At 66.8% G+C, this 14,710-nt stretch carries 13 protein-coding genes; 6 read left to right on the top strand and 7 right to left on the bottom strand.

The features are described 5' to 3' along the window. Positions 1 to 152: 152 nt before the first annotated feature. From ACN4F8_RS09595 to ACN4F8_RS09585, 3 genes are all read right to left on the bottom strand, one after another. Complete coding sequence (locus tag ACN4F8_RS09595; RefSeq protein WP_419473369.1) at positions 153 to 581, bottom strand: PaaI family thioesterase; 429 nt, start codon at positions 579 to 581, stop codon at positions 153 to 155. Next, a complete protein-coding gene (locus tag ACN4F8_RS09590) occupies positions 582 to 2,042 on the bottom strand; it encodes a mechanosensitive ion channel (RefSeq protein WP_419473368.1) in 1,461 nt (486 codons plus the stop codon). An 82-nt stretch (positions 2,043 to 2,124) separates the two neighbouring features. Then, positions 2,125 to 3,324, bottom strand: coding sequence for a threonine ammonia-lyase (locus ACN4F8_RS09585; protein ID WP_419473367.1), 1,200 nt, complete (start codon positions 3,322 to 3,324; stop codon positions 2,125 to 2,127). 309 nt (positions 3,325 to 3,633) lie between these two features. Here ACN4F8_RS09585 and ACN4F8_RS09580 point away from each other — a divergent pair, with 309 nt between their 5' ends. Continuing rightward, complete coding sequence (locus tag ACN4F8_RS09580) at positions 3,634 to 5,904, top strand: ATP-binding protein (RefSeq protein WP_419473371.1); 2,271 nt, start codon at positions 3,634 to 3,636, stop codon at positions 5,902 to 5,904. Positions 5,905 to 6,042: 138 nt separating this feature from the next. Here the strand turns inward: ACN4F8_RS09580 and ACN4F8_RS09575 are convergent, their stop codons facing one another. From ACN4F8_RS09575 to ACN4F8_RS09565, 3 genes are all read right to left on the bottom strand, one after another. Continuing rightward, positions 6,043 to 6,387: a hypothetical protein gene (locus ACN4F8_RS09575; protein ID WP_419473366.1), complete on the bottom strand. Its 345-nt coding sequence runs from the start codon at positions 6,385 to 6,387 to the stop codon at positions 6,043 to 6,045. Positions 6,388 to 6,562: 175 nt separating this feature from the next. Then, the gene (gene recQ / locus ACN4F8_RS09570; protein ID WP_419473365.1) at positions 6,563 to 8,464 is read right to left on the bottom strand and encodes a DNA helicase RecQ; all 1,902 of its coding nucleotides are present in this window, start codon (positions 8,462 to 8,464) and stop codon (positions 6,563 to 6,565) included. Next, entirely contained in the window at positions 8,461 to 8,880 is a 420-nt protein-coding gene (locus tag ACN4F8_RS09565) for a rhodanese-like domain-containing protein (RefSeq protein ID WP_419473364.1), read from the bottom strand. Before ACN4F8_RS09565 ends, recQ begins: the two co-directional genes overlap by 4 nt. 79 nt (positions 8,881 to 8,959) lie before the next feature. On the opposite strand from ACN4F8_RS09565, the gene ACN4F8_RS09560 reads away from it, so the two are divergent. Further along, the gene (locus ACN4F8_RS09560; RefSeq protein WP_419473363.1) at positions 8,960 to 10,006 is read left to right on the top strand and encodes a homocysteine S-methyltransferase family protein; all 1,047 of its coding nucleotides are present in this window, start codon (positions 8,960 to 8,962) and stop codon (positions 10,004 to 10,006) included. Positions 10,007 to 10,250: 244 nt separating this feature from the next. Then, entirely contained in the window at positions 10,251 to 11,201 is a 951-nt protein-coding gene (locus tag ACN4F8_RS09555) for a TerC family protein (RefSeq protein ID WP_419473362.1), read from the top strand. Here ACN4F8_RS09555 and ACN4F8_RS09550 read toward each other — a convergent pair. Next, a complete protein-coding gene (locus ACN4F8_RS09550) occupies positions 11,198 to 11,803 on the bottom strand; it encodes a Crp/Fnr family transcriptional regulator (protein ID WP_419473361.1) in 606 nt (201 codons plus the stop codon). The genes ACN4F8_RS09555 and ACN4F8_RS09550 overlap by 4 nt on opposite strands. A 95-nt stretch (positions 11,804 to 11,898) precedes the next feature. Between ACN4F8_RS09550 and ACN4F8_RS09545 the strand changes: the two genes are divergently transcribed. The 3 genes from ACN4F8_RS09545 to ACN4F8_RS09535 all read left to right on the top strand — a co-directional run. Then, positions 11,899 to 13,086, top strand: a complete 1,188-nt coding sequence (locus ACN4F8_RS09545; protein ID WP_419473360.1) for a PAS domain S-box protein — start codon at positions 11,899 to 11,901, stop codon at positions 13,084 to 13,086. A 17-nt stretch (positions 13,087 to 13,103) separates the two neighbouring features. Further along, entirely contained in the window at positions 13,104 to 13,766 is a 663-nt protein-coding gene (locus ACN4F8_RS09540) for a response regulator (protein ID WP_419473370.1), read from the top strand. A 159-nt stretch (positions 13,767 to 13,925) separates the two neighbouring features. Further along, a partial coding sequence (locus ACN4F8_RS09535; RefSeq protein ID WP_419473359.1) for a CmpA/NrtA family ABC transporter substrate-binding protein occupies positions 13,926 to 14,710 on the top strand: 785 nt, incomplete at its 3' end.

Below are 14,710 nucleotides of genomic sequence, written 5' to 3'. Positions count from 1 at the left end.
CGCCGGCAATGGGGAGCACGATGGGCATCATGGGAACGATGGACTCGACCACGTCTTCGGGCTGGTCGCTGGGGGTGTGGTGATCGTGCTGGGACATGGGGCTCTCCGCGAGGTGAATCAAAAAAACTCCTGCGATTTTAAGGGCACGCGCATCAGAGCAGGGCGTAGGTGGTGCTGGCGCGGCACACGCTGCGGCCATCGGTGGCGCCAGTGATGTCGATTTCGCCGAACACCAGGTTCTTGCCGGCGCGGACCACGCGCGCTGTGATGCGGGCGTCCTGGCCCGCGAGCGGCTTGAGGAAACTGGTGTTGAGTTGCACCGTGGTCATGGGGCGCTGGTCACCGAGCTGCGTGACGATGGCCAGCACCATGGCGGTGTCGGCGGCCGACATCATGGCCTGGCCGCACAGCATGCCGCCCACCCGCGAGAGCTGGTCGCTCTGCGGCAGGCGCAGCGTGACTTCGCCATCGGCGAAGGACTCGACCTGCAGCCCCAGGGCCTGCACCCAGGGCGCAAACCACGCGGCCAGCAAGCCTTGCAACGATTCAACAGACACAGGGGGCGACGAAGCTGGGGTCATTCAATCCTCTTTGCGCCAACGGGCGAGCCAGTGGTCCATGAGTTTGCCAGCCGCATCGCGCCCGCCCAGGCCGAACGACAGCGCAAACGCCACCGCCACCGCGCCCAGCGTGAGCCCGAAGGCGAGGTTGACGATGTCGTCGGCAATCCCCATGGCGCGCAGACCCATGGCGATCACCAGCGCCAGGATGGCGTAGCGCCCGATGCGCGCCAGGCCCTGCGTGCGCGCGCCGCTGGCGCGGTCGATGGCGTCGTGGGCCACATTGGCGAGCCAGAAGCCGATCACCAGGATGGCCGAGCCCAGCAGGATGTCGCCGCCGAAGCGGATGAAGCTGGCCACGATGTCGCTGACCTGGGCGAAGCCCAGTTGTGCGGCGGCCTCCACCGTGGCGAACAGCATGGCAAAAAACAGCACCACCCGGCCCACGGTGCGGGACGCGCTGGTCTTCTCGAACGCGTGTGCCAGCTGCACGCGCGCGGGCAGGGTGTCAAAACCCAGGGCGGCCAGCAGGCTGGCCAGCAACTGGCTGGCGAAACTGGCCACCAGCCAGGTGATGACCAGGATCAGGCCGGCGGCCACGATGTTGGGCACGGCCAGCATCAGCTTGCCCAGCATGTCGGTGGCGGGTCGGGAGATGGCCTCGATCTTCAGGGCGTCGAGCGCTGCGACGAGCGAGGGCAGGAACACCGCAATGAACACCAGCAGGCCGACCACGCCGGAGAGCTGCACCGCCTCGGCCAGGCCCGCGCGGCTGCCCAGCTTGTCGATGCCCGCTGCGCGGCTCAGGTGCGTGGTGAGCTTGCGCAGCACCGTGGCCAGGATCCAGCCCACGCCGCCGATCACGAGCGCCGCCACCGCGTTGGGCAGCATGTCCAGGGTTTTGGTCACCATGCTGCGCAGGGGGTCCAGCAGGCCTTCGAGTTGCAGCGCACCCAGGATGGCGGGCACGAAGAGCAGGATCACCAGCCAGAACAACGCGCCGGCCAGGCCTTCGCTCATGGGCGCCATGCCGGCGTGCGCCGAGAGCTGGTCGTCGAGCGTGGTCTTGTCGAGCAGTTTTTGCGTCAGCGCCCGCACCACGCTGGCCACCAGCCAGCCCACCAAGGCCAGCACCAGACCGCCGAGCAGGCGCGGCGCGTACTCAAACAACTGGGTGGTGAAGGCCGAGAACGGACCCGAGACCATGGCGAGGTTCAGCGAGTTGAACACCGCCACCAGCGTGAGCAGGATCACCACCCAGAACAGCGCGAGTGCGACCGCACCTTCAATGTCCACCCCCGTGCCGGTGAGCTTGCCGAAGCGGTGGTTCACGCCGACGAAGCCCAGGCTTTTGCGCGCCGCCGCCCGCACCAGCACCGCGATCAGCCAGCCCAGGATGAAGACGGCCAGCGCTCCCAGCAACTGCGGGATGTGGGTGCCCAGGTTGCTTTGCAGCGAGTCCCACAGGGCGTTGGTGTTCATGGCGTTCCTCCGGTGCGTGTGTCAGGCCCGGGCCATGATGCAGAGCGCCGTCGCCAGCGTCAACCGCGCCCGGGACCGGAGCTCACAACAGCGAGGTCTCGAAACCCGCCTGCTGAAGGCGTTCGATGACTTGCGCGATGTGCTCGCGCCCGCGCGTCTGGAGCACGAGTTCGATGGCGACGTTTTGCGCCGCCAGCAAGGTGAAGGCGCGCTGGTGGTGCACCTCGTCGATGTTGGCGCCCGCATCCGCCACGGTGGCGGTGATGCGCGCCAGATTGCCCGGCACGTCCCGCGCATTGACCTGGATGCGCGCCAGCCGCCCGGCCCGCACCATGCCGCGTTCGATGATGGAGGCCAGCAGCATCGGGTCGATGTTGCCGCCGCACAGCACCAGGCCCACGCGTTTACCGGCAAAGCGCTGCGGGTGTTTGATGAGTGCGGCCAGTCCGGCGGCACCCGCGCCTTCCACCAGCGTCTTCTCGATCTCCAGCAGCATCACGATGGCCTGTTCGATGTCGCCCTCGTCGACCAGCAGCAGGTCGTCCACCTTCTGGCGCACGATGGCCTCGGTGATCACGCCCGGCGTGCCCACGGCAATGCCTTCGGCGATGGTGCTCGTGCCCTGCGGCAGGTGCGTGCCCTTGATGGCGTTGACCATGGCCGGGAAACGTTCGGCCTGCACGCCGATGATTTCGATGTCGGGGCGGATGGCTTTGGCCGCAGTGGCCATGCCGCCGATCAGGCCGCCGCCGCCGATGGCCACCACGAGCGTGTCCAGATCGGGTTGCTCGCGCAGCATTTCGAGTGCCACCGTGCCCTGGCCGGCCACGATGTCTTCGTCGTCGTAGGGGTGCACGAACACCAGACCCTCGCGGGCCGCGAGCTCGCGTGCGTGGGTGCGCGACTCGTCCAGCGAATCGCCGTGCAACACCACCTCGGCGCCGAAGCCGCGCGTGCGCTCCACCTTCACACCGGGCGTGAAGCGAGGCATGACGATCACCGCGCGAATGCCCAGGCGGTGTGCGTGGTAAGCCACGCCCTGCGCGTGGTTGCCGGCGCTCATGGCGATCACGCCGCGCGCCCGTTCGTCGGCGCTGAGCTGCGCGAGCTTGTTGCACGCCCCGCGTTCCTTGAACGAGGCGGTGTACTGCAGGTTCTCGAACTTGAGAAACACCTGGCAGCCGGTGAGCTGCGAGATGGTGCGCGATTCGACGAAGGGCGTGTCCAGCACCTGCCCGCTCAGGCGGGCGGCGGCGGCTTGAATGTCTTGGAGTTCCAGCATGGCGAGATTGTGAACCGGACACGCCGCACGGCCACCGTCGTAAAGCCGGACAAATCCCACAAACACCGCCCATCACTCGCTTCCATGATTCATCAAGCTGGGTTATGGTCCATTTGGATGCCGGATGTCCCGGCGCGGCGTCACTGGAAAAATCGTTCTGGAGGTGTCTGGATGAGCAAGCGTTCCATGCTGCCCGCAGCCACTGCAGGTCGCATCCCGAGCGACCCGCGCGAGGGCCGGGCGCCCTTCGTGGGCGAAGGGCGTGTGTTCGTGCCGCACGGCCTGCGCCAGGCTCCCGTGCTCGACCTCATGTGCTCGCATTTCGTGCTCACCCTGGCGGCTCGCCAGGGCCCACGCTTCAACGTGCGCCGTGACCTCAACACCTTGCTCTCGCTCGCTGGTCGACACCTGGTGTGGCCGCTCACCGTGCTGTCGCGCCTGCGCGAGTTTCTGGAGCGCCGCTGCAAGGACAACGAAATCTGGAGCGGCCACGACAAGCTGCCCACCAACGCCTTCATGGAGCGCTACGGCGTCTGGCGCGGCCCGTACGAAGAAGGCACCCTGTTCTTCTACCTCGACGAGTACGCCAAGGAGTCGCCCAAAGACCTGCTCTCGGTGCTGGCCGTCACCGGCGAATGGCTCAGCCACTCGTTGAAGAAACAATCCACGCTGGTGGAGAAGAACATCGACGCACTCGCTGGCCTGCTGCAGCTCAACCGCGCCGAGCGCGCGCTGCTGCTCTACGGCACGCTCGCGCGCTACCAGCGCGACCTGCGCTCCATCCTGGTGGAGTTCAAGGTGAACAACGCGCCCGAGGCCTATGCGGCCATCGCCGACGTGGCCGGTGTGAAGGCCAGCGAGGTCGGTGAGGCGCTGCGCGCCGGCTCGCGGCTGGAACGCATCGGCATGGTGGAAAACCTCATCTCCGAGCACAACATCACCGACCTGGCCGACCTCATGAAGGTCAGTGAAAAACTGCCGCCGGTGCTCATGCGCGAGTACCGCACGCAGAGCGAACTCATGGCCGTGTTCACCCGCCCGGCCGCGCGCTCTGCGCTGAGCCCGAAGGACTTCGACTACGTGGGCGAAGACGTGCGCCTGCTCTGCGGCCTGCTGCGCGAAGCCGTGGCGCGCAAGGAGCCGGGTGTGAACGTGCTGATGTACGGCCCGCCCGGCACCGGCAAGACCGAACTCGCGCGCGTGGTGGCGCAGGCCGCCGGCCTCGAACTCTTCGAGGTGGAATACGCCGACCGCGACGGCAACGCGCTCTCGGGCCGCGACCGCTACCGCTCGCTGCAGATTGCGCAGGTGTTCCTCAAAGGCACGGCGCATTCCGCCCTGCTGTTCGACGAGGTGGAAGACGTGTTCCCGCCGATCTCCAGCGAGGCGGCGCAGATCATGGCGCGCGCCGAACACGTGGCGGCCTCGCACACCGGCAGCGTGAGCGGCAAGGCCTGGGTCAACCAGATCCTGGAGACCAATGCCGTGCCCACGATCTGGGTCACCAACCGCATCGAACAGATCGACCCGGCGTTCCGCCGCCGTTTCGCCTACCACCTCGAACTCAAGAGCCCGCCGCCTGGTGCACGCGAACAACTCGTGCGCAAGACGCTCGAAGGTGCACCCGTGTCCGACGGTCTGGTGGCGCGGCTCACCGAGCGCAAGGGCCTCACGCCGGCACAGATCCGCACCGCCGTGCGGTTCGCCGAGCTGGCCGCCAGCCCGGTCAAACCGGCGGCCCGCCGCAGCGCCAAGTCGCGCGCGGCAGCCGCGCCCTTGCTCGACGAATTGATCGAACGGCAACTCAAGAACGCCGACCTGGCGCTGGGCCGCAAGCCCGACCTGGTGCAGCGCCCCAGTGTCACCCAGTACAGCCTGGACATGCTCAACGTCGAGTCTCGTTACGAGTTGCCGCGCGTGATCGCTGCGCTCAAGGCGCGCGGCCACGGTTGCCTGTGTTTCCATGGTGCACCCGGCACCGGCAAGACCGCGCTGGCCGAGCACCTGGCCCAGCAACTGGAGCGCCCGCTCATGATCCGCCGCGCGAGCGACCTGGTGAGCAAGTTCGTGGGCGAGACCGAACAGCAGATGGCGGCGATGTTCCGCGAGGCCGAGGCCGAGAAAGCCGTGCTGCTGCTGGACGAGGCCGACAGCTTTCTGCAGGACCGGCGCGGCGCGCAGCGCACGTATGAAGTGACCGAGGTCAACGAGATGCTGCAGGGCATGGAGCGCTTTGCCGGCATCTTCATCTGCACCACCAATTTGATGGACAGCATCGACCAGGCGGCGCTGCGCCGCTTCACCTTCAAGATCCGCTTCAAACCGCTCACGGCCGGGCAACGCGAGACCATGTTTGTGGTGGAGGCGCTGGGGGGCGATGCGTCGCGTCTGGACGCATCGCACGCTGCGCGTCTGGGCAAGCTCGACCAGTTGTGCCCGGGCGACTTTGCGGCGGTGAAACGGCAGGTGGAGATCCTCGCCGAAGCGCTGGCGCCGGAAGAGTTCATCGCCCAGCTGGAAGCCGAGCACCGCATCAAACCCGAGGTGCGCGAGGCGCGGGGCATGGGGTTCGTCCACTGAGGGTGCATGCCCAATGAAAAGGCCACCGCGAGGTGGCCTTTTCTCATCCGGGGCAGCGTGGAACCGCCCTTCGACATGCTCAGGACGGGCCACAGCTGCCGCCCCCTGGGGGGTGACGCCGCAGGCGGCGCGGGAGGTTCAATGAACCAGCATCATGGGCTTGCTGGGCAATTCGTCCGACGAGTAGTCGGGGTGGTGTTCCACAAAGAAGCGCAGTTTCTGGTCGAGCCGGGCGATGCGGGTGTTGGCCACGCTCTCGCAGTGGTGCTTGGAAATCAGGGCAAAGAGCTTGCTGCGCAGGAACCAGAGGTCCTTGGGGCTTTGGCAAGACAGGAGCGCGGCGTGGATGCGCACGCGCACCGGGTCCTGGATGTCGGCCATCGCGGCGTGGAACTCGTCCACCAGAAAGTCCAGCTCCAGGACTTGCGTGTCGTGGTACTGAACCCTTTTGCTTTTGCCAATCCAGGGCAGCCAGGAAAACATGCAACGCTCCGTTCGAGATGGTCGGGGTGAGGGGACAACTCCCCGGGTACATCTTGAGCATCGTCAGATGGGCGGCTTTCTTGAGCGATGGCAGGGGGTCAAGTCCCCTGGTGCGATGAGCGGTCGGGCGTGTCAGGCGATGGTGCTGGTCGGGGCGTGAAGCCCAACCCGGCGCTCACCCGAAAGCACTCACCACCCGCAGCACCTCGTCGCCATAGGCCTCGCGCTTTTTCACGCCCAGGCCGGCAATGCCGTCCAGATCGGCCAGCGTGCGTGGCTGGCGCGCGGCAATGGCGCGCAGGGTGGCGTCGTGAAAGATCACAAACGCGGGCAGGTTGTGCTCTTTGGCCACGCCGGCGCGCCAGGCCTTGAGCGCGTCCAGGGCGTCGCGCGCGGCCAGCGTCAGCGGCTGGCCGTCGTCGGCCACGGCGGCGCGGGCGCTGCGCTGGCGGCTCACGCGCCCGGAGCCGGCGGCTTTCTCGGCCAGCGACTTGAGCCACACCGCGCTCTGGCCCTTCAAGATGTCACGCGCTGCGTCCTGCAGGTGCAGGGTGTTGTAGTGCGCCGCGTCCACCTGCACCGCTTCGCGGGCGATCAGCTGGCGCAAGAGCGCACGCCACTGGGTTTCCGACAAATCGGCGCCGATGCCGAAGGTGGAGAGCTTGTCGTGCCCGTGCTGCGTCACCTTCTCGGTGACCTTGCCGCGCAGGATGTCCATGATGTGGCCGGCGCCGAACGCCATGCCGCTGGACTGCTGTACGCGGTAGATGCACGAGAGCAACTTGCGCGCGGATTCGGTGGCATCGAACAGCTGCGGCGGGTGCAGGCAGTTGTCGCAATTCCCGCAGGGCTCGCTCTCTTCTCCGAAATAAGACAACAGGCGCACGCGGCGGCAGTCGCTCGCTTCGGCCAGGGTCAACAAGGCGTCGAGCTTGCCGCGCATCACCTGCTTGAACTCGTCGGCCGCGGGGCTCTCGTCGATCATGCGGCGCTGGTTCACCACGTCCTGCAGGCCGTAGGCCATCCACGCGTTCGCGGGTTCACCGTCGCGCCCGGCGCGCCCGGTTTCCTGGTAGTAGCCCTCGATGTTTTTGGGCATGTCCAGGTGCGCCACAAAACGCACGTCGGGTTTGTCGATGCCCATGCCGAACGCGATGGTGGCGACCATGATCAGGCCCTCTTCGCGCAGGAAGCGGTCCTGGTGCTTCTGCCGCACAGCCGCGTCCAGGCCGGCGTGGTACGGCAGGGCGTTGAGCCCGGCGTCGCACAGCAGCTTGGCCACCTCTTCCACCCGGCGGCGCGACTGGCAGTACACGATGCCGGCGTCGTGCTCGTCACCGCTGGTGTGTTCGTCGCGGATGAAGCGCAGCAACTGCGCGGTGGCGTCTTTTTTCTCCACCAGCTGGTAACGGATGTTGGGCCGGTCGAAGCTGCTGATGAAGGTGCGTGCGTCCTGCAGCTGCAGGCGCTCCACGATGTCGGCGCGCGTGAGGTCGTCGGCGGTGGCGGTGAGCGCCACGCGCGGCACACCGGCAAAACGCTCGTGCAGCACGACCAGGCCACGGTACTCGGGGCGGAAATCGTGGCCCCACTGGCTCACGCAGTGCGCTTCGTCGATGGCAAACAGCGCGAGCTTGCCGCGCTCCTTGAGCGAGTCGAGCAGGGCCAGGAAACGCGGCGTGGTCAGGCGCTCGGGCGCCGCGTACAGCAGCGTGAGTTCGCCGCGCAGCATCTCTTTTTCCACCCGCTGCGCGTCTTCGCTGGAGAGGCTGGAGTTCAGAAACGCAGCCGCCACGCCGGCTTCCAGCAGCGCACCCACCTGGTCGTGCATGAGCGCGATCAGCGGCGACACCACCACGGTGAGGCCCTGGCCGCTGCGCTCGCGCACGATGGCCGGCACCTGGTAACACAGCGACTTGCCGCCGCCCGTGGGCATGAGCACCAGCGCGTCGCCACCGCCGCCCACGTGCGCCACGATCTCGGCCTGCGGGCCACGGAAGGCGTCGAACCCGAAGACCTCTTGCAGAACGCCGACGCTGGCTTCCAGGATTTCGCTCTCGGGCGCGATGTCGATCACATCTGCTCCCAGGGCAAGCCGTCATGACGCCAGCCGTTCAGGCTGGAGCGCTTGAAGTCTTCGTTGAGCTCACCCTCGAAGCCGTGCACCACGTGCGCCACCTCGGTGAATCCCGCCGCCTCCAGCGCTTTGCCGGCGTCCAGCGTGCGTTTGCCGCTGCGGCAGATGAGCAGCACCGGGCGCTGTTTGTCGCCGGCTTCCTGCTCGACGGCGTTGGCAAAACGCGCCGGGTCGGGCGTGAGGTCGGGGTATTCGTACCAGGGAATGTTCTCCACGCCGGGCGGGCGGCCCACGTAGAGCGATTCGATTTCCATGCGCACGTCCACAAACAGCGGTGGCGCTTCGCCCCGGGCTTCGCGCTGCGCGCGTTCGGCCTGCAGCCAGGCCCAGGCCTGTGTGGGCGAGAGGTGTTTCATGCCGCCTATTGTCGGGGAAAGCCTGAGGCCGCCCGGCAGGCCGCGCCCTCGGGCACAGGCTGCTTCTTACAATCCGGGCATGACTTCCCCCGCCTACACCCGCGCCATCGCGCTGCCCGAGATCCTGAAACACCGCATCGCCATCCTCGATGGCGCGATGGGCACCATGATCCAGCGCTTCAAGCTGGGTGAAGCGCAATACAGAGGCGAACGCTTCAAGGACTTCCACAAGGACGTGAAGGGCAACAACGAGTTGCTCAGCCTCACGCGCCCGGACGTGATCCGCGACATCCACGAGGGTTACCTGGCCGCCGGGGCCGACCTGATCGAGACCAACACCTTCGGCGCCACGACCATCGCGCAGGACGACTACGAGATGGGCCACCTCGCGCGCGAGATGAACCTGGCCTCGGCGCGCATCGCCCGCGCGGCCTGCGACAAGTTCAGCACGCCCGACAAACCACGCTTCGTGGCCGGGGCGCTGGGCCCCACGCCCAAGACCGCGAGCATCAGCCCCGACGTGAACGACGCCGGTGCGCGCAACGTGACCTTTGAACAACTGCGCGCGGCCTACCTGGAACAGATCGAGGCGCTGGTTGAAGGCGGGGCCGACGTGCTCTTGGTGGAAACCATCTTCGACACGCTCAACGCCAAGGCCGCGCTGTTTGCCATCGACGAGTTCTTCGAGCAGAGCGGCGAGCGCCTGCCCGTGATCATCAGCGGCACCGTCACCGACGCCTCCGGCCGCATTTTGAGCGGCCAGACGGTCAGCGCTTTCTGGGCCAGCGTGCGCCACCTGCAGCCGCTGGCCGTGGGCCTGAACTGCGCGCTGGGTGCCGCGCTCATGCGCCCCTACATCCAGGAGCTGGCCAAGGTCGCGGGCGACACCTTCATCAGTTGTTACCCCAACGCCGGCCTGCCCAACCCCATGAGCGACACCGGCTTTGACGAGACGCCCGAGGACACCAGCCGCCTGCTGCGCGAGTTCGCGGCCGAAGGCCTGGTCAACATCGTGGGCGGCTGCTGCGGCACCACGCCGGAGCACATCGCGGCCATTCACCAGAGCGTGGAGCCGCTGGCGCCGCGCAGCCTGAAGCGAGAGCTCTTCTACAAGGAAGCCGCTTGATCCACGCAGGACCTTCAGGCAAAACCTGAAGGTCTTTCAGCTGGTGAAACCTGCGTTTCGCCACCACAATCGCGCTTCCCTTCAAGGGGAGTAGTCAGCCCGCCACCCGGCACACAGCCGGGCCTCGGCGGGTGGGGTTTTCGTCAATACGCGGTGTCACAGCCGCCGGAAACCCCCAACCGCACACCGTGCGGCCATGGCAAGACCTTGGGGTGTTCCTTCAACACCAAACCTGAGGTTTTTCATGGAAAGCATTGCCCCGTTGTGGCTGTGGGTCGTCTTCGTCGCGTTCGTCGTCGCGGCCCTGTTTGTCGATTTTGTCGTGCTCAAGAAGCAGGGCGCTCAGGAGGTCAGCGTCAAGCAGGCGGTCAACTGGTCGCTGGTCTGGGTGGGCTTGAGCTTCGTGTTCAACGCGCTGTTCTGGTTCGCCATCAAGGACAGCACCGGGTCGAGCGCGATCGCCAACGAGAAGTCGCTCGAATTCCTCACCGGTTACCTGATCGAGAAGAGCCTCGCGGTCGACAACATCTTTGTCTTCCTGCTCATCTTCACCTACTTCGCCGTGCCCGCGGCCTACCAGAAACGCGTGCTCATGATCGGCATCGTGGGCGCCATCGTGCTGCGCACGGTGATGATTCTGGTGGGCGGCTGGCTGATCTCGGAGTTCCACTGGATCCTCTACGTGTTCGGCGCCTTCTTGCTGCTCACCGGCGTGAAGATGTGGTGGGCCGCCGGCCAGGAGCCCAGCCTGGACGACAACCCCGCGCTCAAGCTGCTGCGCAAGGTGCTGCCCGTGAGCAAGAACTTCGACGGTGAGAAATTCTGGACGGTGGAGAACGGCAAACGCATCGCCACGCCGCTGCTCATGGTCATCTGCCTGGTGGGTTTGACCGACGTGATCTTTGCGGTGGACTCGATCCCCGCCATCTTCGCCATCACCAAGGACCCGTTCATCGTGCTCACCAGCAACGTGTTCGCCATCCTCGGTTTGCGCGCCATGTTCTTCCTGCTGCAGGCCGCCGCCAGCCGCTTCCACCTGCTGAACTACGGCCTGGCCGTCATCCTGGTCTTCATCGGCAGCAAGATGCTGTTGATCGACGTGTTCAAGATTCCGGTGGCTGTTTCTCTCGGCGTGGTGCTTGCCATCCTCGCCATCACCATGATCTGGAGCTCCAAAACGGCTCCGAACACCTAACGCGGCTCGGGAATCAATCGGTCGATCTCCTGCTGCATCGACAGCACGAGTTGACCGTAGAGCTGCAGCTTGGTGTCGTTCTCGCGCAGCCGCTGGCTCAGGCGCTGGGCCACGGCGCTGAGCAGTTTGGCGGCGGTGGTGGGTTCTTCGGCAATGAGCGTCTGCAGGGCCGCGCGGGTGAGCACGGCGCAGCGCACCTCGGTGCTGGCGGTGCAGGTGGCGGATCGCGCTTCGCCGTCCATGAGCGACATCTCGCCCATGAGGTGGCCCGGGCCGAGCACATTGACCGTGTGCGGCTCGGTGCGGCTCACCGTGACGGCCTCCACCGTCACTTCGCCTTCGATCACCAGCGCCATGAAGCCGTCTTCGCCGCCGCTGTGGCCCTGGCGGATGATGGTTTCGCCCTCGGCGCAGCGCCGCAGCTCCATGTAGGCCACCACCGTCAGCGCCTCCGCCTCGCTCAACTGGATCAGCGCGTGCGTGGAGCGCAGCAGCTCGGCGGCTCGGTGGGCGGTGGTGGAAATGCCCACCCGCTGGTGTCGGCGTTTGCGCGCACGGGCGGCGGTGTAGCGCTCGCCGAACAAGGTGTCGAACAGGGCCATGGGCAATACCGGTGGGCTGCGGGGATGGGACGGGCCATTGTTGCAGGTTGCCCGCCATGCACCGCTTTGGCACATTCATTGCGTGCGGTCGACCCATGCAGACCGACGCACCCGCCCCCAACACCCGCGCCTGGGGCGACCCGCTGGCGTTGCTGCTCGCCTCCACCGGCGAAGGCGTGTTCGGCATCGACCTGGACGGCCTGTGCGTGTTCATCAACCACGCGGGCGCCCGCATGATCGGCTTCGAGCCCGACGAGCTGCTGGGCCGCAACATGCACGACCTCACCCACCACTCGCACGCCGACGGCGCGCACTACCCGGTGGAAGACTGCCCGATCTTCAAGGCGTTTCTGGAAGGCCTGCCCTGCCGCATCGACACCGAGGTGTTCTGGCGCCGCGACGGCTCCAGCTTCCCGGTCGAGTACTCCAGCCACCCCATCCTTGACGAGGGCACCGTGCGCGGCGCGGTCGTGACCTTTGTCGACATCACCGAACGCAAGCGCGCGGCCGACGCGCTGCAGCGCGCCAAGGACGAGCTGGAAGAGCGCGTGGGTGAGCGCACGCTCGCGCTGGCCACGGCACTCAAGCAGGTGCGCGAGCTGGCCGCGCGTTCGGAAGCCGTGCGCGAGGAAGAACGCACCCGCATCGCCCGCGAGGTGCACGACGAGCTAGGCAGCCTGCTGGTGGCGCTGAAGATGGACGTGAACTGGCTGGACAAACGCCTCTCCGAGCAGGAGCAGCGCACGCTGGAGGCCGCGGGCGACATGCGCGCGCGCATGCGCTGCAAGTGCCAGAACATGAGCCGTCTGATCGAGACCGCGGTGGACAACGTGGGCCGCATCATCACCGACCTGCGCCCCAGCATCCTGGACCACCAGGGCCTGTGGGCCGCGCTCGAATGGCAGGCGCAGGAGTTCGTGCAGTCGGCCGAGATGTCCCTGAACTGGTGCATGGAGGTGGACGACGCACCCGACCCGCCCGAGCCGCTGGCCATGGGCGTGTTCCGCATCTTTCAGGAGATGCTGAGCAACGTGGGGCGGCATGCGCGCGCCGACCGCCTGGGCGTGCACATCGTCGTGCGCGGGACCTCGCTGCAACTCACCGTGCAAGACAATGGCGTGGGCGCGCCGGCCCAGGCCTTTGAAGCGGCCGATGCCTACGGCGTGATGGGCATGCGCGAGCGGGCGCGGCATTTTGGCGGCGACATTCACATCGACAGCGCACCAGGACAGGGCACCCGCATGGGCCTGACGGTGACGCTGCCCCCTGGAGACGTGGTTTGAATACGCAGTTCGACCTCATGACCGAAACCATCCGCGTGCTGATCGGTGACGACCACCGCATCGTGCGCGAGGGGCTCAAACAGATCCTGGCCGACGCGCCCGACGTGCAGGTGGTGGCCGAGGCGCAGACCGGCCCCGAGGTGCTCGACGTGGTGAAGGCCTTTCACGGCAGCGATGGGCTTGATCTCGTGCTGCTCGACATCGCCATGCCCGAGCTGGACGGGCTCGACGTGCTGCAGGCGATCAAGCGCGAGCACCCGCGCCTGCCGGTGCTCATGCTCAGCACCTACCCCGAGAAACAGTACGCGGTGCGCTGCATCCGCCTGGGCGCGTGCGGCTACCTGAACAAGAGCGCCGACCCCGACGACATGATTGCCGCAGTTCGCAAAGCCGCGGGCGGCGCGGTGTTTGTGAGCCAGGCCACGGCCGAAGCGCTGGCCGCCGCCGTGGGCAACGCGACCGCGCAGACCGGGCCCGAGGCCCTCTCGCACCGCGAGTACCAGGTCTACCGCCTGCTCACCCAGGGCCGCACCGTGAGCGAAATTGGTGCACAACTCGGCCTGGCGGCCAACACGGTGAGCACTTACCGTGCACGCGTGCTGGACAAGACCGGCGCGAAGAACGACGTGGAGCTCGCGCTCTACGCCGAACGCCACGCGCGCGCGCCCAAACCCGGCTGAAGACACCCTGAAAAGCCGCTTCTTGTAGGGCTGGCCCTACACAGCGTCGGTCGGCGCCCCGCGACTTGCGCACCCCTGCGGCCCTGAGCGCCGCGAGCACCGCATCTGGCCCGGTGCTTGCAATGACCTCCTCGTCCATCAACCCACGAGGTGCGCGCCATGTCCGAATTCTTCGATCCCTACAACGCCGATCGCCCGCTCATGCTCAAGTGCAGCTGCGGACGCGACCACACGATCGCCGACCACCACGCCGAGGTGGCCGCGGACGGCGCGGCTGTGGAGCTGCGCCGGCGCAGCGAGACCGCCGAGTTCGAGGCCTACAGCAACGAGTTCATTGAAGCCACGCTGGTCAAGGCGCTGTTCCCGCACGACGAGGTGCGCCGCCGCTTCCTGCGCGCGGTGGGCAAGGGCACGGCCATGGCGGCCATTGCCAGCGTATTGCCGGTGGCCAGCCTGCAGGCCATGGCGCAAGAAAAAGGCGCGCTGGAGAAGACCAACCTGAAGATCGGTTTCATCCCGATCACCTGCGCCACGCCGCTCATCATGGCCGCGCCGCTGGGCTTCTACCAGAAGCAAGGCTTGAGCGTCGAAGTCACCAAGACCGCGGGCTGGGCCCTGGTGCGCGACAAGATGATCAACAAGGAATACGACGCCTCGCACTTCCTCTCGCCGATGCCGCTGGCCATCAGCCTGGGGCTGGGCAGCAACGCCGTGCCGATGAACGTGGCGACCATCCAGAACATCAACGGTCAGGCCATCACGCTGGCCCTGAAGCACAAGAACAACCGCGATCCAAAGAACTGGAAGGGCTTCAAGTTCGGCATTCCGTTCGACTACTCGATCCACAACTTTCTGCTGCGCTACTACCTGGCAGAGGCCGGTCTGAACCCGGACACCGACGTGCAGCTGCGCGTGATTCCGCCGGCCGAGATGGTGGCCAACCT

This window comes from Hydrogenophaga sp., from assembly GCF_048549895.1.
GTDB lineage: Bacteria > Pseudomonadota > Gammaproteobacteria > Burkholderiales > Burkholderiaceae_C > Hydrogenophaga.
Note: the sequence above shows the minus strand (reverse complement) of the source record. Positions and strands in the feature narration are given on the sequence as shown.